The organism is Sphingomonas sp. URJC2 (assembly GCF_059803575.1).
In genome coordinates, this window is the sequence record NZ_JAPFGX010000042.1 from 1 (window position 1) to 22,543 (window position 22,543).

17 protein-coding genes and 3 pseudogenes are annotated in these 22,543 nt (G+C 59.9%); 9 read left to right on the forward strand and 11 right to left on the reverse strand.

Features of this window, described 5'->3' with window-relative positions:
- Positions 1-830: 830 nt before the first annotated feature.
- The 3 genes from OPU66_RS12685 to OPU66_RS12695 form a co-directional block, all read right to left on the reverse strand.
- Positions 831-1,058: a hypothetical protein gene (locus tag OPU66_RS12685; RefSeq protein WP_498554019.1), complete on the reverse strand. Its 228-nt coding sequence runs from the start codon at positions 1,056-1,058 to the stop codon at positions 831-833.
- Positions 1,059-1,279: 221 nt separating this feature from the next.
- Positions 1,280-1,927, reverse strand: coding sequence for a hypothetical protein (locus OPU66_RS12690; RefSeq protein WP_498554020.1), 648 nt, complete (start codon positions 1,925-1,927; stop codon positions 1,280-1,282).
- Between the two features lie 50 nt (positions 1,928-1,977).
- Positions 1,978-2,502 carry a hypothetical protein gene (locus OPU66_RS12695; RefSeq protein WP_498554021.1) on the reverse strand — a complete coding sequence of 175 codons (525 nt, stop codon included), beginning with the start codon at positions 2,500-2,502 and terminating at the stop codon, positions 1,978-1,980.
- 279 nt (positions 2,503-2,781) lie between these two features.
- On the opposite strand from OPU66_RS12695, the pseudogene OPU66_RS12700 reads away from it, so the two are divergent.
- Positions 2,782-3,343 (forward strand): annotated as a pseudogene (locus OPU66_RS12700) (IS5 family transposase); the annotation flags it as partial.
- Positions 3,344-3,608: 265 nt separating this feature from the next.
- Here OPU66_RS12700 and OPU66_RS12705 read toward each other — a convergent pair.
- The 3 genes from OPU66_RS12705 to OPU66_RS12715 form a co-directional block, all read right to left on the reverse strand.
- On the reverse strand, positions 3,609-4,196 hold the full coding sequence (locus OPU66_RS12705; RefSeq protein WP_498554022.1) for a hypothetical protein: 588 nt from the start codon (positions 4,194-4,196) through the stop codon (positions 3,609-3,611).
- Between the two features lie 177 nt (positions 4,197-4,373).
- The gene (locus tag OPU66_RS12710; RefSeq protein ID WP_498554023.1) at positions 4,374-5,072 is read right to left on the reverse strand and encodes a transposase; all 699 of its coding nucleotides are present in this window, start codon (positions 5,070-5,072) and stop codon (positions 4,374-4,376) included.
- Between the two features lie 961 nt (positions 5,073-6,033).
- Entirely contained in the window at positions 6,034-6,732 is a 699-nt protein-coding gene (locus tag OPU66_RS12715) for a transposase (protein WP_498554024.1), read from the reverse strand.
- A 59-nt stretch (positions 6,733-6,791) separates the two neighbouring features.
- Here OPU66_RS12715 and OPU66_RS12720 point away from each other — a divergent pair.
- Positions 6,792-7,136: pseudogene (locus tag OPU66_RS12720) on the forward strand (integrase core domain-containing protein); the annotation flags it as partial.
- 867 nt (positions 7,137-8,003) lie between these two features.
- Here OPU66_RS12720 and OPU66_RS12725 read toward each other — a convergent pair.
- The 5 genes from OPU66_RS12725 to OPU66_RS12745 form a co-directional block, all read right to left on the reverse strand.
- The gene (locus OPU66_RS12725) at positions 8,004-9,557 is read right to left on the reverse strand and encodes a relaxase/mobilization nuclease domain-containing protein (RefSeq protein ID WP_498554025.1); all 1,554 of its coding nucleotides are present in this window, start codon (positions 9,555-9,557) and stop codon (positions 8,004-8,006) included.
- Positions 9,554-9,886 (reverse strand): plasmid mobilization protein, encoded by a 333-nt coding sequence (locus OPU66_RS12730; RefSeq protein ID WP_498554027.1) that lies wholly within the window; start codon positions 9,884-9,886, stop codon positions 9,554-9,556. Before OPU66_RS12730 ends, OPU66_RS12725 begins: the two co-directional genes overlap by 4 nt.
- A gap of 239 nt (positions 9,887-10,125) precedes the next feature.
- Positions 10,126-10,710, reverse strand: coding sequence for a hypothetical protein (locus tag OPU66_RS12735; protein ID WP_498554028.1), 585 nt, complete (start codon positions 10,708-10,710; stop codon positions 10,126-10,128).
- 2 nt (positions 10,711-10,712) lie between these two features.
- Positions 10,713-11,570 (reverse strand): P-loop NTPase family protein, encoded by an 858-nt coding sequence (locus OPU66_RS12740; protein WP_498554029.1) that lies wholly within the window; start codon positions 11,568-11,570, stop codon positions 10,713-10,715.
- 39 nt (positions 11,571-11,609) lie between these two features.
- Positions 11,610-12,017, reverse strand: coding sequence for a hypothetical protein (locus OPU66_RS12745; protein WP_498554030.1), 408 nt, complete (start codon positions 12,015-12,017; stop codon positions 11,610-11,612).
- Between the two features lie 225 nt (positions 12,018-12,242).
- On the opposite strand from OPU66_RS12745, the gene OPU66_RS12750 reads away from it, so the two are divergent.
- The 7 genes and pseudogenes from OPU66_RS12750 to OPU66_RS12780 form a co-directional block, all read left to right on the forward strand.
- Positions 12,243-13,679 carry a hypothetical protein gene (locus OPU66_RS12750; protein WP_498554031.1) on the forward strand — a complete coding sequence of 479 codons (1,437 nt, stop codon included), beginning with the start codon at positions 12,243-12,245 and terminating at the stop codon, positions 13,677-13,679.
- 4 nt (positions 13,680-13,683) lie between these two features.
- Positions 13,684-13,941, forward strand: a complete 258-nt coding sequence (locus OPU66_RS12755; protein WP_498554032.1) for a helix-turn-helix transcriptional regulator — start codon at positions 13,684-13,686, stop codon at positions 13,939-13,941.
- Between the two features lie 123 nt (positions 13,942-14,064).
- Complete coding sequence (locus OPU66_RS12760; protein ID WP_498554036.1) at positions 14,065-16,830, forward strand: class I SAM-dependent DNA methyltransferase; 2,766 nt, start codon at positions 14,065-14,067, stop codon at positions 16,828-16,830.
- Positions 16,831-16,981: 151 nt separating this feature from the next.
- A complete protein-coding gene (locus OPU66_RS12765) occupies positions 16,982-18,118 on the forward strand; it encodes a Fic family protein (protein WP_498554033.1) in 1,137 nt (378 codons plus the stop codon).
- Between the two features lie 2 nt (positions 18,119-18,120).
- On the forward strand, positions 18,121-20,193 hold the full coding sequence (locus OPU66_RS12770; RefSeq protein ID WP_498554034.1) for a DEAD/DEAH box helicase: 2,073 nt from the start codon (positions 18,121-18,123) through the stop codon (positions 20,191-20,193).
- On the forward strand, positions 20,186-21,364 hold the full coding sequence (locus OPU66_RS12775) for a GIY-YIG nuclease family protein (RefSeq protein ID WP_498554035.1): 1,179 nt from the start codon (positions 20,186-20,188) through the stop codon (positions 21,362-21,364). Before OPU66_RS12770 ends, OPU66_RS12775 begins: the two co-directional genes overlap by 8 nt.
- Positions 21,365-21,542: 178 nt before the next feature.
- Positions 21,543-22,543, forward strand: a pseudogene (locus OPU66_RS12780) (IS3 family transposase); the annotation flags it as partial.

Here is a 22,543-nt window from a genome sequence, read left to right on the forward strand (position 1 = left end):
AGCCTGCGATCATCATCGCCGAAAAACACCGGCAAGCGACGATTGCCCCGCTGCGTCACATGATGCGCAACATCAGGCATCACAATGCGAGACAGGCGAGCCATGCAAACAGCCTATCAGCTTGTGCGCACCGGGTCTATTTAGTATCGTGTCCCCGGAATTCTCGCGATGGGTGGATTGCGGAAGTAGTTCGTGGGACCAATCGACGATGAAACGCCGTTCGCCGCTTCGCGAAAGTGCCACTTCGGTCTTGACGCTTGCTGGATTGGTATTGCTTGTCAAAGGGTGCATGTTCGCACTTCCGAATGGCGTGCCAACTGGAGCGCCAGCACTTTACGAAGGCGTGGTAACTATTCCCAAAGAAGGTTTGACCTTCGCCCTATTCACCTCCTCTGACCTGCTGGAAGAAAATGAGCGTTTGAGAGCGAGCGGGAAGCAGCTCTCGTCCACCACGTGTTTTCAGCCCGCGTCAGCGGAGCGGGCTTTTAAGGAAGTGGTACGAAGCACCAATGCGGACGGGGACGGATATCGAGTTCTGTGGGTCAGCTTTACCGCGAGACCGAGGCTAGCGACTGGTCCGTGCATTATGAAGTACGATCCCCCGCGTGGTAATCGAATCCGCTACGGGACCTACCTTGAAGTTAAATCCATGAAGTCGGCACGGCCGCTAGGCTGCGACTATCTCCAGTATTTGCGAAACCACTTGCGTTGCCCCAACCGAGTCACCCCCGGCGTGGCCTTAGGCGACCACACCTGAGGTGGCCCCCTAATTGACCTGACAGGGCCTCGCTCTTGTATGGGGAATTCCGGGGACACGATACTTAATTCCATCAGCCAGCCCCCTTCGCCTTTGGCCCGCGTTCACCCGGGCTTGGGTCGCGGCCAAGCAATGCCTCCACCTGATCGAGAAACGCGCTGTCACCCAGCGGACGACCTGCACATTCCGAACAGCGCAGTCGCCCGAACATGGCCTCGTCCTCTCCGGCGCGCAACAGCCCGGCAAAACGGGCATTAGCAGCCGGAAAGCGCTGGACAGAACCTTGGCAGAAAAGCGCCATTTTTTGAGGTCTGGATAAAGTGCTGAACGCCGCTGAAAGGCATGGTGGCGGAGCGGGAGGGATCCGATCATTTCAGCCAAGTATCTCTCTTACTTATCTACATTCAAAAGTCGTTTCACGGATACCCCCACAGATACCCCCGGATTTTGTTGTCCGACGAAGCGACATGGCCACGCTCTGACGTGGCCATGTCACAGTATCGTAGGTGAAGGGGCTGGTCGTCACCCCCGCCCGAATGTCGCCGTCCGCCAGCCGCATCCGCATGGTGCCGCGCTGGCCGGATCCGGCCGGTGCTCCGCGGCATCTTGTTCGGCGCGGTGCTGCAGCCAGGCGGAATGCATTTTCCGGTTGCCGATGTCGGTCGGGAGTTCCCGGTCGAACTCGGCAAAGCCGAACAGGCCCAGCTTGCGCGGGAAGGCGATCAGATGGACATGCGGCGGGTTCGCCGAGCCCGCCGCGCTTGGCGTATGCAGGACCGCAAGCACCGGAAGCTGGCGTGCGCCGACCAACTCGCTGCGGGCAAAGTCACGCGCGCGTTCCCATGGCACATGAAAGTTCGATGCGCGCGGAAAGCGCAGCGTGATCTGCGCGAAGGCGCTCGCCTCCCAGGGCGGCAGCATGAGCTCGTACATCCGGACAAGATGATCGAGCATCATATAGTCGGAGGGCGCTTCGGCCGGCAGCAGCAGGTCGAACTTGGCCGCCGTGAAGCGGTTGCCAGGCCCGTCACCGGGAACGGGGCAGAGTTTGCGCGCGACATAATCGTGCAGGCTCGCCCGCACGCCTTCGCCCTCATAATAGCCCCGGACAAAGCCGAAGTTTTCGAACACCCCGCCACCATCGGCAAAGGTCCGCAGTCTTGCGGTCATGCCCATTTCGGGCGGCAGGGGCGCGGATGCTGTCCAGCGTGACCTGAGCATCAGTACCACCCCTGCCGTGCGACCGCGAACAACAGTCTGGCGCGGGCATGCCCCCGTTGGGCTGCCTCGTCATCATGGCGGCAGGGGCGGTCCAGCGTCGTCCGGATGCCCGTCGCCTGCACGACAAAGTGCGGCCCTTCGCCACCCGGTGGCATGAGCCAGAGGCCGGACTGGGGCGTTTGGAGCCAGGGCAGATAGCGGCGGAACCAGTTGGGATCGCCGTGCAGGCGGATGTCAAACACCGCCTCATGCCAGGGATCGGGCCTCACCATCAGCAGGTCGAGCTCTGCCGGATGATGGGGCAGATGCGGCGTGGCGCGGTCACAGGCGGCGCAAACGGATGTGCCGCCGATCAGCAGGCAGGCATTGGGCATGATCAGCGAGGATGCACCGGGTGCGTCAGCGATCCCCGCGTCACGCAGCACCGGGCCACCGATTGCGAAGGCTGTTGCCTCCATCAGTTGTTCAACCAGGAGGCGTGAGGCGGTTGCTGGTTGAGATGACAGTTCGGGACAGATGTTCATATTCTACTCGTCGTTGGCGCGACGGCTGAGATGCAAGGTCGCAGCAGGAATTTTCTTCTTTTTCACTCAGCTGATTTTATTCTTCTTTTTCATTTTACCGTTTTGCGCCGGCCTCGCGGCGTACAAGCGTGCCGCTGTGCCGCTTGTCATTTTTTTCCAGACAGAAAATGTGACTGATGTTTGTTTTGACGGGCGGGAGGGAGGGGGATCCTGTTCTGCTAGGGTCAGGCCCCATTGATGTAAGGCGCGCGATCCGATTCAGGCTCCTGAGGAGTCTTCATGAAGAGCCTGTTTTGGCCGACAGGCGAGCAGATGGCTCGGCCGGCCCCCTATTTCCCGAAAATCCACGGAAGGCCCAGGGTCACTGATCGCCGCGCCCTGAGTTGGATTATTTTCATCAATCGCAACAGCCTTCGCTGGCGCGACGTGCCGACGGCTTATGACCCTCACAAGACGCTATACAATCGCGGGAAGCGGTGAAGCGAGCCGGCGGCTTCTTCCGGACGCCGGAGAGCCTGTCCCGTGGCACTGCGGAATCGCGCACCGTGATGATCGACGCGACCTATCCAAAGACACACCACACGGCTTCGAGCTTGCGGGCAAAAAAGGAGGTCTCGGGCGGCTGATCGGACCCACCAAAGGCGGCATGACCATCAAGCTGCACGCTGCAACCGATGCCAACGGACGACCGATCAGCCTCTTCACGACAGCAGGTCAGGTGAGCGACGACATCGGTGCCGGTGCCCTGTTCGACACCCTGCCCAAGGCACAATGCCTGCTGGGCGACCGGGGCCGTTATGCTGACTGGTTCAGGGCAGCCCTGCAGACCCAGGGCATCAGGATCCAGCTCCACACCGCCACACCATGGGCCGCACATTGCACGGCAAGCAGATCGCGATAGGCCGCATAATCATCGTCGCCAAAGAATACCTGCTGGCGGCCATTGCCCCGCTGCGTCACATGATGCGCAACACCAGGTATCACGATGCGAGACAGGCGAGCCATGCAAACAGCCTATCAGCTTGTGCGCACCGGGTCTATTTAGTATCGCGTCCCCGGAATTCCTGATCAGCCATATACCACACCCCAAAAGATCTGTTTTTTGTTTAGCCCCTGTCTTTCCGATTAACATTGACGCCACGTGGCGGCAATACCATCGCAAACCACATAATCGGACAAAATATAATCATTAATGGAATGGTGCTATATAAATCCTTCCAAGGGTCATAACTTCTGTAGTGGGATCTAGCCGATTCATAAAGCTTTATCCGCTCATCTTGGCTGATCAGCACATTGCCCCGCATGTCGGTTACCGACAATATATAATGCCGAGCCTGCGTATCTGGGTTCAAAGCAAACTTAATCTCGAGATCCGCCGGAAGTGCGCGCCAGACGTCGAAAAAGCAACCTGCAGGATTTGAAGACCATTCTGCGCAGCGGATCAACTCTCTTTTTCCTGTTGAATACTTGATAAACACCGCCTTGCGCCGCCTATCCCCCCATGACACGGCACCCCTCACAACCTCCACTGGAAACTTGGAAACATCTCCATCTGGAAAGCTGACAGCAGTCTCCTTTGAATGGTAGTATGACGGCAGAAAGATATATAACGGAAAAGCCACAAAGGAAATTACCGCGGCAAATAACCGCCACAATACCCTCTTTGATATTTTGTTAGAAAAGTTGGGTTTCATAGATTTTTTAAGCCGCAAAATATTTTTTCAAAAAGAAGCATTTTACATATTCTCGCCACATTGCGCGCCGAAAAAGACGCCTCCTAAACAACGCCACTGATATGTTGACATGGAATTCCGGGGGCACTGGGAATTCCGGGGGCACTGGGAATTCCGAGGATACGATACTTAATTCCATCAGTCAGCCCCCTTCGCCTTTGGCCCGCGCTTGGCGGGGGTCATGCGGCGCATCATGGCGCGTTCTGCTTCGGCGATCCAAGCTGCCTCGGCCAGCGGTCTGCCGGTGCGCAGGCGCGCCTCGATCGCTTCGAGCACAGCCTCGCCTTCCAGGCTTGCGTCCGCTGCCTCTGCGCCATGCGCCAGATAGGCCAGCCAATTGGGCACATGCCGGGACAGCGCGGCGACATCGGTCAGCATGTCACCCTCCACCTGCGCGCCTGCAACATGGCTGCGGGCGCTCGACCATGGCCAGTCCGCGGGCCGAGCAACCATCCTGGCTGCGACCGGATTGTTCTCGACATAGCGCACCGCCGCCATCAGATGCGCGTCATCCATGGGATAGCTCGCAAACCGCCCCTGGAACAGATAGCCGCGCCAACCCTCGCGAAAGTTGATTGCGCGGCTGTAGCGCCGGTGCGCCTCGCCCAAGGCGTCGCGCAGACCGGCCTCGCTATGCGGCACCAGCACCAGGTGCACGTGATTGTCCATCAGGCACCACGCCAGGCACGCCACCTGCGCCTTGAGACAGCCTTCGCGAACCAGGTCGAGATACAGCCTGCGATCATCATCGCCGAAAAACACCGGCAAGCGACGATTGCCCCGCTGCGTCACATGATGCGCAACATCAGGTATCACGATGCGAGACAGGCGAGCCACGCAAACAGCCCATCAGCTTGTGCGCACCGGGTCTATTTAGTATCGTGTCCCCGGAGTTCGGGCACCAATGTCCCAATCGCACCCGCAAGCGCACGTCGTCGCGCAGTAGGGTCACCGGCCAATGCCTGCAACACTGCACCACCTACTTGGGATGCACCAGACAGAGCCTGGAAGCCCAGCGCCGGAACCAAGCCAGTTCCACCTGAAACAACGCCAGCGAATATGAAGTCGTCTGAGACGTTCCCGACAAACTCCCCACGTTCAGAGGCCATTTGACCCAACTTGAACAGACCGGAGCCCCAATAGTCAGGCCGACCTACGTCCACCTTTTGCGGCATTAATCAGCGCGGAGCCAGTGCTTCTGAGACTATGAAAGATAAGGCAGTGAGACTGAAATATCCCATCCATAATGCGAGAACGCTGATCTGAAGATCAAATATCACATTTAGCACCGTAGTCAATATTAAAACCAATGTCGGCGCAGACAAAGCCCTCCGGCGGCGGGAGATACGCTTCCAGCCACCCGCTTTTATCACGAAGAAAATCAGTATTATACCGCACAACAGACTAACCAACAGGCTTTTTACCGACGTCCCGAGATTAGATATAAATATCAGGTAAGGGACGAGAACGGAGAACGCTCCAGATAGGGCCTTTTTCATATCTACGCTCAAAATCCAAACGGCAATACATCTGGCATCGATGGTATAGCCTGTATCCCGCAACTCTCGGCACTGAGTAGCGCCAATCCGGCTCCGATACCCGCTCCCACGGCTCTGGCTTGCGGCGACGAAACAGCAGCAGAGACGGCTCTTTTCAGCCCGATCCTAACTGCCGAACCCAAGTCCCTCTTAAGCCTTGGCCCATTCGACTTCGACGACAGGGGAATTCCGGGGACACGAGGGAATTCCGGGGACACGATACTTAATTCGGAATTCCGGGGACACGATACTTAATTCCATCAGTCAGCCCCCTTCACCTTTGGCCCGCGCTTGGCGGGGGTCATGCGGCGCATCGTGGCACGTTCTGCTTCGGCGATCCAAGCCGCTTCGGCCAGCGGTCTGCCGGTGCGCAGGCGCGCCTCGATCGCTTCGAGCACAGCCTCGCCTTCCAGGCTTGCGTCCGCTGCCTCTGCGCCATGCGCCAGATAGGCCCGCCAATTGGGCACATGCCGGGACAGCGCGGCGACATCGGTCAGCATGTCACCCTCCACCTGCGCGCCTGCAACATGGCTGCGGGCGCTCGACCATGGCCAGTCCGCGGGCCGAGCAACCATCCTGGCTGCGACCAGATTGTTCTCAACATAGCGCACCGCCGCCATCAGATGCGCGTCATCCATGGGATAGCTCGCAAACCGCCCCTGGATCAGATAGCCGCGCCAACCCTCGCGAAAGTTGATTGCGCGGCTATAGCGCCGGTGCGCCTCGCCCAAGGCGTCGCGCAGACCGGCCTCGCTAGGCGGCACCAGCACCAGGTGCATGTGATTGTCCATCAGGCACCACGCCAGGCACGCCACCTCCGCCTTGAGACAGCCTTCGCGAACCAGGTCGAGATACAGCCTGCGATCATCATCGCCGAAAAACACCGGCAAGCGACGATTGTCCCGCTGCGTCACATGATGCGCAACATCAGGTATCACGATGCGAGACAGGCGAGCCACGCAAACAGCCTATCAGCTTGTGCGCACCGGGTCTATTTAGTATCGTGTCCCCGGAATTAGACAATGGCCCCGAGTTCATTGCGAAGGCGGTGCAACAATGGCTGGGCAGGATCGGTGTGAAGACGCTCTACATCACCCCCGGCAGCCCATGGGAGAACGGATATTGTGAATCGTTCAACGGCTCATTGCGCGACGAGCTGCTGGACGGCGAGATCTTCTATACGCTGGCCGAGGCCAAGGTGCTGATCGAGGCCTGGCGCCGGCACTACAACACCATCCGCCCGCACAGCAGCCTGGGCTATCGCCCGCCGGCCCCGGAAGCAGCCACTCCGCCAGTGCCACCCTCCGGTTCCGCTTCGCTCCACCTGCGGCCGACACTGGCGGAAAGCGCTCCCATGCACTAACAATCAAGACGGACCACTCAGTGGGGGCCAGTCAGTCCGCGATGGGTGGATTGCGGAAGTAGTTCGTGGGACCAAGCGACGATGAAACGCCGTTCGCTGCTTCGCGAAAGTGCCACTTCGGTCTTGGCGCTCGCTGGATTTGTATTGCTTGTCAAAGGGTGCATGTTCGCACTTCCGAATGGCGTGCCAACTGGAGCGCCAGCACTTTACGAAGGCGTGGTAAGGATTCCCAAAGAAGGTTGGACCTTCGCCCTATTCACCTCCTCTGACCTGCTGGAAGAAAATGAGCGTTTGAGAGCGAGCGGGAAGCAGCTCTCGTCCACCACGTGTTTTCAGCCCGCGTCAGCGGAGAGGGCCTTTAAGGAAGTGGTACGAAGCACCAATGCGGGCGGGGACGGATATCGAGTTCTGTGGGTCAGCTTTACCGCGAGACCGAGGCTAGCGACTGGTCCGTGCATTACGAAGTACGATCCCCCGCGTGGTAATCGAATCAGCTACGGGACCTACCTTGAAGTTAAATCCATGAAGTCGGCACGGCCGCTAGGCTGCGACTATCTCCAGTATTTGCGAAACCACTTGCGTTGCCCCAACCGAGTCACCCCCGGCGTGGCCTTAGGCGACCACAGCGGCCGACTTGACGCCGACCTGCCGGTCGCGTGCGTCGAGAAACGTGTGCAGGTCGTCGACGATCGGGCGGCTGGCGGTCACGCGCCCAAAGAAGGCGCGCACGGGTCCCTCCTGCGGGCGTGCCCAGCATAGCCGTTGATCAGGGTTGTCGAGCGAACCGAGCTTTGCAGCGACAGCAACAGCGGCCTGTCCGGCACGATCCAAAACGGTCGTGTATGCAACGCACATGCCCCACGCGCTCTACCGTCCCCGACCATCACGAAGCCTCTGAGCCATGTAAGCGCGCATCAACTCTTGCTGAGCGGCGGCCTCGCGATCGGGTTGCTGCCGCGCTGCGGGCGCCTTTTTCGTTTCCGCGACTGATTGTGTCGGCCGGGAAGCAACGCGATCGGCGCGAGCCTCTTTGGCGACTGGCGGCCGTTCGAGCGCCCGCTGGTCTTTCCCGGCGGCGATCTCGGGCTGCCGTGCTGGCGGCGGCGAAGGGCGTCGGATCGAGGGCACCAGCCCCGGCCGTTCGGCGGCGAGGAACATCTGCCATGTCGGCTTTGCCACCCGCGCCAGCGCCGCAGCTTCGTTTCGGTAACGGACGATGATCGCGTTGAGCGTTTCGGCCCGCACCTTGCTGAACTGGCGATAGAACGCCCTGCGCTCGCGCGGGGCAAGCGTGGCGGCATGCGCTTTTCGCTGGCGGGTCAGGGTCTGGCGCGCCCGCGCCAACTCCAGCTTCTGGCGGGCGCGCAGTGCCTTGCGGGCGGCGGCACGCTGCATCTCGGCAATCCGGTGTTCGGCCTGCAGAAGACGGAAGCGCTGGCGCAGATCCGCATCGTCTGATCGCTCTCGGCGTGGCAACGGCACTTCGGACGCACGCTTTGGCCACCACTGCATGAGACGCTCGACACCCGGCTCCAGGCGCTTCTCGATCTGCTGCAGGCCGTAACGCAGCTGGGTGGTGTCGAGGTCCGACGCCTTGATCCGGTTGCCGCGATCCGCTGCGTCGACGATGACCAGACCGCGAAGTTCGTCGCCCGCTTTGGTCACGCGGTAAACCGGTTCCAGATCCAGCCCCAAATCGGCCAGCGCGCTGCGCTTCAACGCCCAGCTGGGACGATCAAGCGCGGCGCGGATCTCGTCGGCAAGGTCAAGCAGCGCGATCGAACCGACACGCTGTGCGCGCCGTTCTGCCCGGGCCTGGTCGGGCGACGGACCATGCGCTTCCCGCCATCTGGCAGCCTCATGCGGCGATCTCAGCCTGCGCAGGCCAAGATGCCGTTCGAGCTGGCGACATAGAGACTGCACACGCATCAGCGCACGAAAATCAAAGGTTCTGCGGGCCCGTTCCGCTTCGGGGATGTCGGGCAGGCGTTCGGGCGGAATGGCATGCGTGCCGACCCCCCGTGCCTTGGCCCCGCGCCGCAGGAACCAGAGCTTTGGCGGCGTCTGGCCGGTGCCGATGTCGACCGTGCACCAGAAGATGTGCACATGGTCATGCTGCTTGTCGCAGTGGCGAACCACGACGCGCTGATGGCCGCCGAGCGTGAGTTCGCGTTCGACGGCGTTGACCGCGAACAGCCATTGCTCTCTCGACAGGCTGCCATCTTCATGGGCCGCAGAAAGCGACAGATGGAGAAGCGGGCTGCGCGCCCTGCTGCTTAGGGATGCAACGGCCGCCATTTCGCTGGCTGCGGCATCAACGCTCGACACGCCCTGCAGATCGAGCAGTTCATGATCGCGATTGTCGACCAGATAATGGACCAGGCCGGCAAAGTCCGCGCCTCGGGTGATATTCGCGATCATGATTTTGCGATCCGCGCGGCCGCGAGAAGATCGTGATACACCGTGCGCAGCTCGTCCGCAGTGACCGGTCCGCCACCATTCAGGCGGCGGGCGATCTGGTTGAGGTTCACGCCAACGCGCCTGATCTCGATGACGAGTTCGCGCGACTGGATGATGCGGCGGGAGGCGCGATTGACCAGCCGGCGGAGCAGCTCGGCCTCGCTGCACCCCGAATAGCGGGCGAGTTCAGTGAGCCGCTCGAACTCCTGCTGGCTCCATCTGGTCGAGCGCACGATCTGGCGTTGCCGGGTCTCGGTTCCGGATTGTCCGGGCATGAATGTCGCTTTCATCCTGGATGACGGGCAATGTGGGAGGGGTCTGGGGAGGGCAAAGCCCTCTCCGGCAAGGTCGGGCCAACATCGGCCAGGCGACAGAGCGGAGCGACAGAGCCTGGCCCAAGCGCCGCGCTCGGCGGCGCGGTAGTCGTTGGCCAGCCCTTGCTCTTTTCCTTCCCATTCCGATTTGAGATTGTTTTCAGGGATCACCCGGCCACGTTTTCGTGGCCGGGCTCTCCTGTTCTGCGGTGTGACTAGAGACCGGTTGCGCGCCAGTCTGCATACTCTGCCGCGCATTGGCGTGCCCGGTTCGCGAACACATCGACACGCATCACGCCTGCTTTCGCAGCTTTTCCGGCTGCAGTGACGGATGCACCGACTGCGCCCTCAACGCACCAGAGGAACGTGGTCTCTTGCGCAGCCTGATGGCTTTGCCGATTGAACTGATACGCAAAATACAGGCAAGACCACCCGGAAATGAACCCCAGCAAGAACAGAATGCCGAGGATCACCGCGTAGCGCCTGATGCGCCCTGTTGCCTCTGTTTGCACGTTCCAGGGCAGGTTATCCATGATCCGGCGCCAGACCTTGTCGGCGACGGCCATGGCATAGCTTTCGCTCTGGGATTGCGCATAGTCGCGCATGCCGATCATCAGCTTGTCGACGCAGCGGTTCATTTCACTCAGATGGGCCGATCTGATGATCACGTCAGCGACCAGCCCGGGATCGTCACGGAGCGCCTCAGGCGTCCGAGCCAGGAGGTTGCTGACCGTGTCGAGCTCCGCTGCTTCGGGCTGACGACCGACGATCTGTTTGAAGAATGATTTGATGTCGATCATGGTCAGCCTCTGAGGATCAGGTCGATCAGGGGGGAGAACTCGGTTGCGACATGCTGATCGAAGATCCGCAACGAGAGCAGGTCGGATCGCGTCAGCCCTTCAGGGGCCGGATCGAGCAGGAACGGCGCCTGCGCGCGCGCGATCCTGTCGTGGAGACCATCTGCCATATGGGGCAGCCTGAGCTCGAGCCCGCCACCCGCAAGGAACCAGGTCCGCAGGTTTGACTCGTGCCAGATTGCGAAACGCTTGGGGTCGGTCTTGCCACGCAGATTCATCACGAACGCGCTGTGCGCCGGGTTGGCGAGGAATTGCAGTTCCTTGAACTGTCTGACAGAATCTTCGCCCGTATCCGCCATCCAGACGTGGATGATTTCACGGCCGAAGTCGCGGTTGAAGTGCAGGCGCTCAGCCTCGCTCTGCAAGCGTCCACCGACACCTGCCGGGAGGTCACAAATCACGATGGCGTCGTCATCGATCCAGTCGAGCGTGTCGTAGAAATCGGAGAAGCCTTCCTCGGTCCGCAGGTCGAGGCGTTCCACCGGGCAGTGCTTGCCGTAGTGCCGCTCGAGCAGTCCGTTGCGATAATCGCCGTCGAAACAGTGCACGGGGTACCTGCGCGTCAGCAACTGGCCGGCAAGCGCCCGCGCCATGAAGCTTTTGCCAACCCCGCCCTTGTCGCCGTCGACGAGGACGATCGGGGCGCCGGCTTTCGCCGCAGGCCGGCGATAATGTGGCTGTCGCATAGATTTGACTCCTTGCTTGAAGGGTGAAGTGAAGGGGGAAACGGCGGTCGGTGTTTGGCTGTGGTTGAGGCGCGCGTCGGCGCGGCCGTCAGGCGGCAATTTGTGGTGGTTTCTCATCACTGTTTCCTGCTAAATCAGACCTGGATCGATCGTAGATCAGAGTTCCGAGATCGGTCCGTTCGGCACGAGACCCGGCATGGACAACTGACCTGCGGTTTGACGAGGAAGTTGCGACACCGGAGCCGCATGGATAGCGGCCTGCTTAGGATGATTCCGCTTGCGTCGCGGAACGGAAACTTTCTTCTGATCGGCTTTGGTCTTTCGTGTTCTCCGTGCCCGCTTCAGCTCATCTGCCAGGATCGATTTTGAAACACTCGATTCCGACATAATACGCTGCGTTTCTTCCAGCTCCAGCAAGGCGGGGAGCTTCACATTCGGACACACGTCGAGAATACACGACACAAAACTGCTGGCGATATGCCTTGGAAGCGACTTTGCTTCATTCCGTGCGCGAATTGTCTCGGCCGCTGCCGCTGCAAGATTTCGGACGTTTTCGATATTCATAACAATACTCCCACTTGATCAGCACCGCGCTGACAAGGGCAGTTTTCTCATGATTCGCATAAGTTGTGAGGGTGGGTGCACTTTTATAAAAAACGCATTTTGAGTCAGCCACATATGGGCGGAAAATCGCTAGAAAGTCCAACTGATGAAAAAATGAACCTCTTTCGAGTCGAATGGCAAATTTGAATCTATAAGAGCGCTATGTCATCCAATGGAGTGGCCTAGGTGCACGGTGTTTTTGAAACCATCTTTTCGCTTATTGTTGACCACAGAGGATCGCTCGATGAACTGCCCGAAAATGCCGTGCGACAGGTATTGTTCGGTGGCATGTCCCGTGTCGGCTTCGTTAGGGCGTTGCTGCAGACAAAGGATCTTAGCTCTCTTCCCGTCGGCCACCTTTTCGATCAGCGCGTAGTTCTTCCTCCGATAAGATTCCCGGACGGGAGCACAGAAGAAGAAGTGCATGATCTCATACTCGGCCGTCTTCACAGTATGATCGATGTCAGCGACAATTCTGGCGCAAGGAAATTGATCACATCCGCGTTGGAAATCAATCCAACCGATGATGCGGGCCGGCTTATGAGACTGCGTGGTCTCGATCTCCAGTTATTCAATCTTTGCGTGAGAGGAAATTTTCACAGAGTTAACAATATGATCGGCTTTCTTCGCAGGGAGAAAAAATGGGATATTAATACGCGAAATACTGTTGCGAAGATGATCATTTATCATTGCTGCATGCAGCTTCAGATCATTTGCGCGAGCTTCTCCTGTATGGATGTAAGCGAGGATCGGCTGTGCCCAGGATCAGGGCAGCTGACCAAGGGGCAGTTTGACAAGAATATCAAAGTTGCGAGCGATACGATGAGTCTCTGCCTTGCGCATCTCAACTCAGGCGATAGCAATTTTGTGCCAGACCCGGATATTCAGCAATTTGTCGATATGGCGCGAGAGGCAGAAAAATTGGTCGAGGACAAAGAAGCCCTGCTCGATTCGATCAAGGAGTTCTTTCAGAATAACAAAATCTTGGTGAAGGAGCTGCAGGAGTTGGCGTCGAGTAACTTCGAAAGCTATGACCGCAGTTCCTTCGTGAAGCTGATTTACGGAGTCTCCAGAAAACGAGCCCTGATTTTCGCCTGCGCCCGCCTGATCGCGTTGCAGAAGCATATGAAGGCGGTGCTTGGCTCGCCAGTCGTCAAAGGCGGTCTGCGGCAGATGGTTGTGTTCAAGTCGCTCCCGGCATTCACGGATCGTAACGTCATCAAGCTGGTCTTCGCGTACGAAAAGATCTTTGACCGCGGCAGCGACACTGAGGCCGACGACATCGCTTTGGCTTGGAAGAAGGCGACGGTCGATGGCGATCCGCCTGGGCTGTTCACCATGCGCAATGATGTCCGGAGACAGATGAAGAAGGGCGAACCAGGCTTTCGGCGCCCGACGATCAAATCCCGCGACCACAGCCCGCTTGTCGGCGCGCAGCGCTTCGACTGTCTGCCCGACTTCCTGATCGCGCCCCGGATGCAGCTTAAAAGTGCACCCGCCCGCACAGCACCGGCGAAACGGAGTAAAAAGGCGCATGCGACCAAAGCGCCAAATCGACCAAAGCAGCGCCACCGGTTCCGACCGATCGATTCCGTCGGCAAGGCCGTCAAAACCGGCCGTTGAGGCTATGCGCGTGGTTGATGAGAACCTCCTCCGGCAGGCGGTAGCAGCCGTTTTGAGGGAGATGGCGCACGAACGGCCAGGCGCATCCCGGCCTGACACCCTTCTGCGTCTGCCGGAGGTCATGGCCCGCACCGGGCTCAAGCGATCGACGATCTACAACAAGATGCGCGCAGGAACCTTTCCGCAGCAGATCCCCGTGTCAAAGACGATGGTGGTCTGGCGCGAAAGCGAGATTTGCGCGTGGATCGATCATCCCCGCTGATCCGGGCGGCACCACGATCCCGGAGGGCGGGGGCATCGCGCAGCGTCCGTTGCCGCCGATCTCGATCTTTCGCGGCCCGCGAATGCCTTGGCTGGCACTGCCGTCCTGTCCTATGCCGCCACCATGAATCCGGTCGAAATCGGCGATGCCATCACCGAGCTTGCGCAGCAGCCTTTTGACGCTGCCGAGTTCCCGTTCCAGTTCCTCGAAGCCTTTGGCAACAAGAAGACCGCGATCGACCGGCTGCGCAAAGGCGCCACCAACCAGTCCGACATTCCCGGCGGAGTGCTGCAGCGCAGCCATATCCACATCGCCAGCTGCCTGCCCGGCACCGTCGGCGACACCCTGACGGCGCTGCGCAACAGCCCCAAGACCGCCAGTCAGAAAGCCCGCTTCATCCTCGCCACCGATGGCGACCGGTTCGAGGCCGAGGATGTCACCACCGGCGAAACCGTCGTCTGCGACTATCCCGATTTCGCCAACCACTTCGGCTTCTTCCTGCCGCTCGCCGGCATCACCACCGTCGCGCAGATCCGCGAAAGCTCGTTCGATATCCGCGCCACCGGGCGCCTCAACAAGCTCTACGTCACCCTCCTCCAGGACAACCCCGAATGGGCCGCAGCCGATCGCCGCTCCGACATGAACCACTTCATGGCCCGGCTGATCTTCTGCTTCTTTGCCGAGGACACCGACATCTTCCACTCCGGCTACAAGTTCACCGAGACGGTCGAGCGGATGAGCAGCGGCGGGGCGGAGAACACCCATGAGGTGATCCAGGAGCTGTTCCGCGCGATGAATACGCCCACCGCCGAGCGCACGGCGGCGGGCATCAAGACCTGGGCGAACGGCTTTCCCTACGTCAACGGGCAGCTCTTCAGCGGCAATATCGACGTCCCCCGCTTCAGCCGCACCGCACGCGGATACCTCATCCACATCGGCAATCTCGACTGGACCAAGATCAACCCCGACATCTTCGGCAGCATGATCCAAGCCGTTGCCGACGACGAGGAGCGCGGCGCGCTCGGCATGCATTACACCAGCGTGCCGAACATCCTGAAGGTGCTGAACCCGCTGTTCCTCGACGATCTGCGCAAGCATCTGGAGGAGGCGGGCGACAATGCCCGCAAGCTGCTCAACCTGCGCAGCCGCATGGCCAAGATCAGGGTGTTCGACCCCGCCTGCGGCAGCGGCAATTTTCTGGTGATCGCCTACAAGGAGATGCGGGCGATCGAGGCCGAGATCAACAAGCGGCGCGGCGAGCCCGATCGCCGCAGCGAGATCCCGCTGACCAACTTCCGCGGCATCGAGCTGCGCGACTTCCCGGCCGAGATTGCGCGACTTGCGCTGATCATCGCCGAATACCAGTGCGACGTGCTCTATCGCGGCCAGAAGGAGGCGCTCGCCGAGTTCCTGCCATTGGACAGCCAGAACTGGATCACCTGCGGCAACGCGCTGCGGCTCGACTGGTTGAGCATCTGTCCCCCCACTGGGACGGGTGTGAAGGTGCGCGGGGATGACCTGTTCAATACGCCGCTCGAGCAGTCGGAGATAGAATTCGAGAATGCCGGGGGCGAAACCTACATCTGCGGCAATCCCCCCTATTTGGGAAGCCAGTGGCAAACCGACGATCAAAAAGTCGACTTGGGAAGAGTTTGCGAAGGCAGAATCAAAAACTGGAAGTCACTGGATTATGTAGCCGGATGGTTCTTGAAGGCCGCTGATTACGGCTTGAGGACCACCGCCCAATCCGCTCTCGTTTCGACGAACTCGATTTGCCAAGGCCGTCAAGTTGATGCGCTGTGGGGCGAGGTATTTAGGACGGGCAGCGAGATCGGTTTTGCACATACGAGCTTCAAGTGGGCAAACCTCGCCTCTCATAACGCTGGAGTTACAGTAGTAATCGTAGGCGTTCGCCGACGCAGCCACGAGCCGAAGCTTCTCTTTTCAGAGACTGATGGGCAGACCGTGTCGCGGCAGGCTGACAATATCTCCCCGTATCTCGTGAACGGGCCAAGCGTCATTGTTCAGGCGTCAAGCCGTCCGCTCAACGAACTGCCTGAGATGAGCTTCGGCAACATGCCGAATGAAGGCGGTCATTTGCTATTGACCCGAGACGAAGCGGAAGCCCTTGCCTCTGAGGCAGGCGTCCCGCGGCAATTCATCCGCCGCTTCTTGGGTTCCCAAGAGTTCATTCGTGGGCTTGAGCGTCGATGCATCTGGGTCGGTCGCGATGATCATGCCGAGGCATCAAACTATGAGCCGCTCGCGAGACGGTTTGATGCTGTGAAGAAGTTGAGGGCAAGTTCGTCTCGATCGGCAACAAACGAACTTGCAGGCCTGTCACATCGCTTTGGCGAGGTCAGGCAGAGCGGTGACGAAACGGCGATTGTGATCCCTCGCGTAAGCTCCGAAAATCGCGATTTTCTTCCAGTTGGCCTGTCTTCGTCGGGAGAAATCATCGGTGATCGGAATTTTGCGATCTACGACGGACCGCTTTGGACCTTGGCGCTCATCGCGTCACGCTTGCATTGGGTATGGATCGGGACAGTCTGCGTGCGCATGAGGACGGACTTCTCGTATTCCAACACCCTCGGCTGGAACACCTTCCCGCTCCCGAAGCTGACCGAGCAGAACAAGGCCGACCTCACGGCCTGCGCCGAGAACATCCTCCTCGCGCGCGAGGCGCACTTCCCCGCGACCATCGCCGACCTCTACGACCCCGAAACCATGCCCGAAAACCTCCGCCGCGCCCACGAGGAGAACGACGAGACCCTCGAACGCATCTACATCGGCCGCCGCTTCAAGAACGACACCGAACGCCTCGAAAAGCTGTTCGAGCTCTACACCAGGATGACCGGCGCAAAGGCCGTAGGGGGGAAAGCGGCGTGAGAACACCCTGTGAGAATTTTGATCCCGACTTTCTCACATTAGCGAGCTCGCTATATCAAAAACTCCGCTCAAACTGACATAGCGCTTGCGCCAAGGCGCGATCCTGACATAAGCAAATTCATATCGCAAAATCAGGGGCTGTTTCTGAAATATGAATTTGGCGGACTATCGAGCAGGCGAACCAGAGCAGCGGTATGAATATCGCGCCTTCCTGCCGCAGCCGATCCATCACCCTTGGGTCATTGCCGATCCCGAACTGCTACAGCTGCTTGGGCAGGCAGACCGTGCGCTGGGTGAGCTCAACGCTTTCTCTCAGCTCATTCCGGATATTGCCTTTTTTATTCAAATGCATGTCGCCAAAGAAGCGACCCAATCAAGCCGCATCGAGGGCACGCAGACGAATATCGAAGATGCGTTCAAGAATGCCGACGATCTCAACCCCGAAGAGCGCGACGACTGGGGAGAGGTGCAGAACTACATTCAGGCGATCAACCATTCGATCAATCGCCTGCCCGAGCTGCCGCTCTGCAATCGCCTGCTGCGTGAAACCCACGCCATCCTGATGCAGGGGGTGAGAGGCGAGCAAAAGATGCCCGGAGAGTTCCGGGTGAGCCAGAACTGGATTGGGGTAAGTCTCAAGAACGCGGTTTTTGTGCCCCCGCATCACGACCATGTGCCTGATCTGATGAGCGACATGGAAAAGTTCCTCCAGGACAGCACAATCATGGTGCCGCCGCTTATCAAAATTGCTATCGCCCACTACCAGTTCGAAACGATCCACCCGTTTCTGGATGGCAATGGCCGATTGGGGCGGCTGATGATTTCGCTCTACCTGGCGAGTGAGGGATTGCTCCACCAGCCCGCGCTTTACCTCTCAGACTATTTCGAGCGCAACAAAACCGCTTATGTCGATCATCTGATGGCGGTGCGGCAGGGCAATCATATGCGTGAATGGCTCATCTTCTTTCTCTTCGGGGTTGAGGAGACAGCGCGGGCTTCAGCCGGGGTGTTTCGGGCTATCCTGGCCTTGAAGGAGCGGATCGAGCGCGAAGTTTTGCCGAGGTTCAGCGCGCGTCGTCAGGATAACGCCCATGCGATCATGCAAAATCTGTATGCGCGCCCGATCCTCGATGTGAAGTCGGTCACGGCCATTACGGGAAGCTCCACAAACACGGCGGCGGCGCTGATCAATGATCTCGTCAGCTACGGGGTTCTGGTTGAAATGACTGGTCAACGGCGCAACCGTCTGTTTGCGTTTGACGAATATATTTCACTGTTCAGAAGGTAGCGATGACCACCCCGCGCCCCGTCCCCGCCGTATCGTTCCAGACCGCCCGCAGCGGTGCTTCGACCAGTGCGAACGAGCTTGGCATGCGCCCGATGCAGGAGCGCGCCTACAACAAGCGTGGTGAGCAATATCTGCTGATCAAGTCGCCCCCGGCCTCGGGCAAGAGCCGCGCGCTGATGTTCATCGCGCTCGACAAGCTCCACAATCAGGGGCTGCGGCAGGCGATCATCGTGGTGCCGGAGAAGTCGATCGGCGGCAGCTTCGGCGATGAGCCGCTGTCGCGCTATGGCTTCTGGGCGGACTGGATGGTCAAGCCGAAATGGAACCTGTGCAACACGCCCGGGGTCGATGACGAGAAGGCCGATCCGTCTAAGATCAAAGCAGTCGGCCAATTCCTCGAAAGCGAGGATCGGGTGTTGGTCTGCACCCACGCCACCTTCCGCTTCGCCGTGGAGCGCTTCGGGGTCGAGGCCTTTGACCAACGCCTGATCGCCGTGGACGAGTTTCACCATGTTTCGGCCGGCGAGGACAACCGGCTCGGTAACCAGCTCGCGGCGTTCATTGCACGTGACAAGGTGCATATCGTGGCCATGACCGGCAGCTATTTCCGCGGCGATGCGGTCCCGGTTCTGACCCCCGAAGACGAGGGGAAGTTCAAGCCGGTCACCTACACCTATTATGAGCAGCTGAACGGGTATCAACACCTCAAGCAGCTCGATATCGGCTATTTCTTCTACACCGGGCGCTATCTGGAGGCGATCGAGCACTGCCTCGATCCGACCCGCAAGACGATCGTGCATATCCCGTCGGTCAATGCGCGGGAGAGCACGAAGGACAAGGTGGCCGAGGTCAACGAGATCCTCCACTATCTCGGCAAATGGACAGGTGCCGATCCAGTGACCGGGTTTGAGCTGGTGGCGATGCCAGATGGCCGGATGCTCAAGATCGCCGACCTCGTCGACGACAGCGATCCTGCCCGACGGGCGAAGGTACTGGCTGCGCTGAAGGACCCGGCGCACAAGAACGACCGCGACCATGTCGACATCATTATTGCGCTCGGCATGGCCAAGGAAGGGTTTGACTGGATCTGGTGCGAACATGCGCTGACAGTCGGCTATCGCTCCAGCCTGACCGAGATCGTGCAGATCATCGGCCGCGCGACCCGTGATGCACCGGGCAAGGCGACGGCAACCTTCACCAACCTGATCGCCGAGCCGGACGCGGCCGAGGCGGCCGTTGCGGATGCGATCAACGATACGCTGAAGGCGATCGCGGCAAGCCTGCTGATGGAGCAGGTGCTGGCCCCGCGCTTTACCTTCAGCCCCAAAAGCGCGGGGCCGCTGCCCGATTTCGACTATGGCCCGGGCGGGTATCAGCAGGGCAGAGCGAATATCGGCGTCAACGAGGAGCGCGGCCAGTATCATTTCGAGATCGCCGGGCTGGTCACGCCCAAAAGCCCCGAAGCGGCGCGCATCTGCGAACAGGATCTGAACGAGGTGATCGCCGCCTTTGTCCAGAAAAAGAGCGTGGCCGAACGCGGCCTGTTCGATGACAATGTCGCCCCGCAGGAAATGACCCAGGTGGCCATGGGCAAGATCGTCCGGGATCGCTATCCCGACCTCAGCGCAGAAGATCAGGAGGCAGTGCGCCAGCACGCGATCGCCGCGCTCAACCTGACCCAGAAGGCAAAATCGCTGGCGATGGGTGTTGCCGATGCGACCGATAGCGACCAGCGTGCAAACACGGCCCTGCTGGACGGCGTGCGGCAATATGCGATGGACGTGCGAGAGCTGGACATCGACCTGATCGACAGCATCAACCCGTGGCACGCGGCCTATGCGGTTCTTGCCAAGGCGATGACCGAAAGCACGCTCAAACAGGTGCAGGCGGCAATCTCGGCCAAGCGCACCAAGATCTCGCCAGAGGAAGCGAGGGACCTCGCCGTTGCTGCCGTCAAGTTCAAGAAGGAGCGCGGACGCGTGCCGTCGATCACCTCGGGCGATGCCTGGGAGCGGCGTCTTGCAGAAGGTGCCGCTGCCTTTATGCGCTTCCGCGAGGAAGGCCGTTATGAGTGATTTCGATCTTGATGAGCTGGCGGGTGAGCTCGCCGAGTTCGCGCCTGCTGCGAAGAAGTCTGCAACCTATACGCCGCGCGAGGAGCGGATCATCGCGGGCTTTGAGGACATTTCGCGCTTTTATGAGGAGCACGGGCACGCCCCCCAGCACGGCAAGGATCGCGACATATTCGAGCGCCTCTACGCAGTCCGGCTCGATCGGCTGCGCGAGCAGCAGGATTGCAGGGAGCTGCTGGCTCCCTTCGATCAGCACGGGTTGCTGGACGGGGCGACGGACATGCCCGCCGGCGGGGCCGAGTTCGATATCGAGGAGTTGGCCGCCGAGCTGACGTCTCTCGATGAGGGCGATGACATCACACGGCTCCGTCACGTCCGCTCAGCGGTGGAAAAGCGGGCTGCCGAAGAGATCGCCCGACGCGACAAATGCCACGACTTCGACAGTTTCCAACCGCGGTTCGAACAGGTGCGGGCTGAGCTGGCGTCGGGCACGCGGGTCACCCGCCCCTTCGAGTTGAAAGCTGAAATACGGCCGGGTGCCTTTTTCATCGTGGGCGGCCTGATCAGCTACGTCGCCGAGATGGAGGACGTCTTCACAAATGCGCAGGGGCGCACGGACGCCCGGCTCCGCGTGATTTTCGACAATGGCACAGAAAGCCGCATGCTGATGCGCTCGCTGCAGCGCCAGTTGCATGAGGATGACGCCGGTCGGCGGATCACAGAGCCGTCACCTGGGCCGCTGTTCGCCGACCAACCGGATGATGGTGAAGCGGAAGCCGGCACCATCTATGTTTTGCGAAGCAAATCCAGTCACCCTTTCGTCGTGGAACATCGAGAGGTGGTCCACAAAATCGGTGTTACGAGCGGATCTGTCGAAACCCGCGTGTCAGGGGCCGAGAAAAGTGCAACATATCTGCTCGCGGGCGTGGAAGTTGTGGCAACTTACAAGGTTTACGGGGTAAATTGCCAGAAACTAGAGAGCCTGATCCACAAAGTGTTTTCAGCGGCGCAGCTTGACCTCTCAATTCCAGATCGCTTTGGTCATCTGGTCAAGCCTCGGGAATGGTTTGTAGTCCCGCTTGCCGTGATCGACGAGGCGGTTGAACGTATCCGGGACCGCTCGATAACGACCTATCGCTACTCGCCCGAAATCGGACGATTGGTCAGGGCATGAGTAACTGTTCGTTAAAGGTCGCAGTGCTGCAATATCTAGGTCTCGTGGACAAAGGGTACCCAAAAGATGATTGAGGCGATTGTGACGAAGCCGAGGTAGGCATCTGCGGTTTTGTTGACGTGCCTCCCTGATTTTCCTCCACGAGCGATTAGAGTCTGGCCTGGAGGAAGAACAGACGATGAAGCGTGTGAGGTTTTCGGAAGAGCAGATCATTGGCGTGCTGAAGGAGGCGGAGGCGGGCGCGAAGACCGCTGATCTGGCCCGGCGGCACGGGGTTTCGGAAGCGACGATCTACAACTGGAAGGCCAAGTATGGCGGGCTGGAAGTGTCCGAGGCCCGGCGGTTGCGGGAACTCGAGAGCGAGAACGCCAAGCTCAAGCGGCTGCTGGCCGATGCGATGCTGGACAACGTCGCATTGAAGGACCTTCTTTCAAAAAAGTGGTGACGCCCGCTGCAAAGCGGGAAGCTGCCGCTCATCTCCAAGCGTGCCACGGGATGAGCGAGCGGCGGGCGTGCCGTGTCATCGATGCCGATCGCAAGAGCGTGCGTTACCGTTCCACACGGGACGATGACGCTGCCCTGCGCGAGAAGCTGCGCGGGCTGGCCAACCAACGACGCCGGTTCGGCTATCGCCGTTTGCACATCCTGCTGCGGCGAGACGGGGTGATGATCAACCGCAAGAGGACCCAGCGGCTGTATCGGGAGGAAGGGCTTGCGGTAAGGCGGCGACGCAGCCGCAAGCGTGCTGTCGGCACCAGAGCGCCGGCTCCGGTGCTGGCCCTGCCGAACCAGCGCTGGAGCCTGGAATTCGTTCATGACCAGATGGCCTCTGGCAGGCGGTTCCGTGTGCTGAACGTGGTCGATGACGTGACCAGGGAGTGCCTGGCCGCGGTGCCGGATACCTCCATCTCGGGGCACCGTGTCGTGCGTGAGCTGACCCAGCTGATCGGACAGCGCGGCAAGCCGGGGATGATCGTCAGCGATAATGGCACCGAGCTCACCAGCAATGCCGTGCTCGCGTGGTGCGGTCAGATCGGCGTGGAGTGGCACTACATCGCTCCGGGCAAGCCGATGCAGAACGGCTACATCGAGAGCTTTATTGGTAAGCGGTGTTCTGACGGCACCTTGCTTGGCTCGGGGGCGGTGGTTGAAGTGCGGGGATGGACGAGCACCGCGTTA

Coding starts and splice junctions, on each gene's coding strand:
- OPU66_RS12730 (WP_498554027.1), bottom strand. CDS start 9,886: ATGAAAGCGACATTCATGCCCGGACAATCCGGAACCGAGACCCGGCAA.
- OPU66_RS12770 (WP_498554034.1), top strand. CDS start 18,121: ATGACCACCCCGCGCCCCGTCCCCGCCGTATCGTTCCAGACCGCCCGC.
- OPU66_RS12705 (WP_498554022.1), bottom strand. CDS start 4,196: ATGAAACCCAACTTTTCTAACAAAATATCAAAGAGGGTATTGTGGCGG.
- OPU66_RS12735 (WP_498554028.1), bottom strand. CDS start 10,710: ATGATCGACATCAAATCATTCTTCAAACAGATCGTCGGTCGTCAGCCC.
- OPU66_RS12765 (WP_498554033.1), top strand. CDS start 16,982: ATGAATTTGGCGGACTATCGAGCAGGCGAACCAGAGCAGCGGTATGAA.
- OPU66_RS12745 (WP_498554030.1), bottom strand. CDS start 12,017: ATGAATATCGAAAACGTCCGAAATCTTGCAGCGGCAGCGGCCGAGACA.
- OPU66_RS12685 (WP_498554019.1), bottom strand. CDS start 1,058: ATGGCGCTTTTCTGCCAAGGTTCTGTCCAGCGCTTTCCGGCTGCTAAT.
- OPU66_RS12695 (WP_498554021.1), bottom strand. CDS start 2,502: ATGAACATCTGTCCCGAACTGTCATCTCAACCAGCAACCGCCTCACGC.
- OPU66_RS12725 (WP_498554025.1), bottom strand. CDS start 9,557: ATGATCGCGAATATCACCCGAGGCGCGGACTTTGCCGGCCTGGTCCAT.
- OPU66_RS12740 (WP_498554029.1), bottom strand. CDS start 11,570: ATGAGAAACCACCACAAATTGCCGCCTGACGGCCGCGCCGACGCGCGC.
- OPU66_RS12755 (WP_498554032.1), top strand. CDS start 13,684: ATGCGCGTGGTTGATGAGAACCTCCTCCGGCAGGCGGTAGCAGCCGTT.
- OPU66_RS12760 (WP_498554036.1), top strand. CDS start 14,065: ATGAATCCGGTCGAAATCGGCGATGCCATCACCGAGCTTGCGCAGCAG.
- OPU66_RS12690 (WP_498554020.1), bottom strand. CDS start 1,927: ATGACCGCAAGACTGCGGACCTTTGCCGATGGTGGCGGGGTGTTCGAA.
- OPU66_RS12775 (WP_498554035.1), top strand. CDS start 20,186: ATGAGTGATTTCGATCTTGATGAGCTGGCGGGTGAGCTCGCCGAGTTC.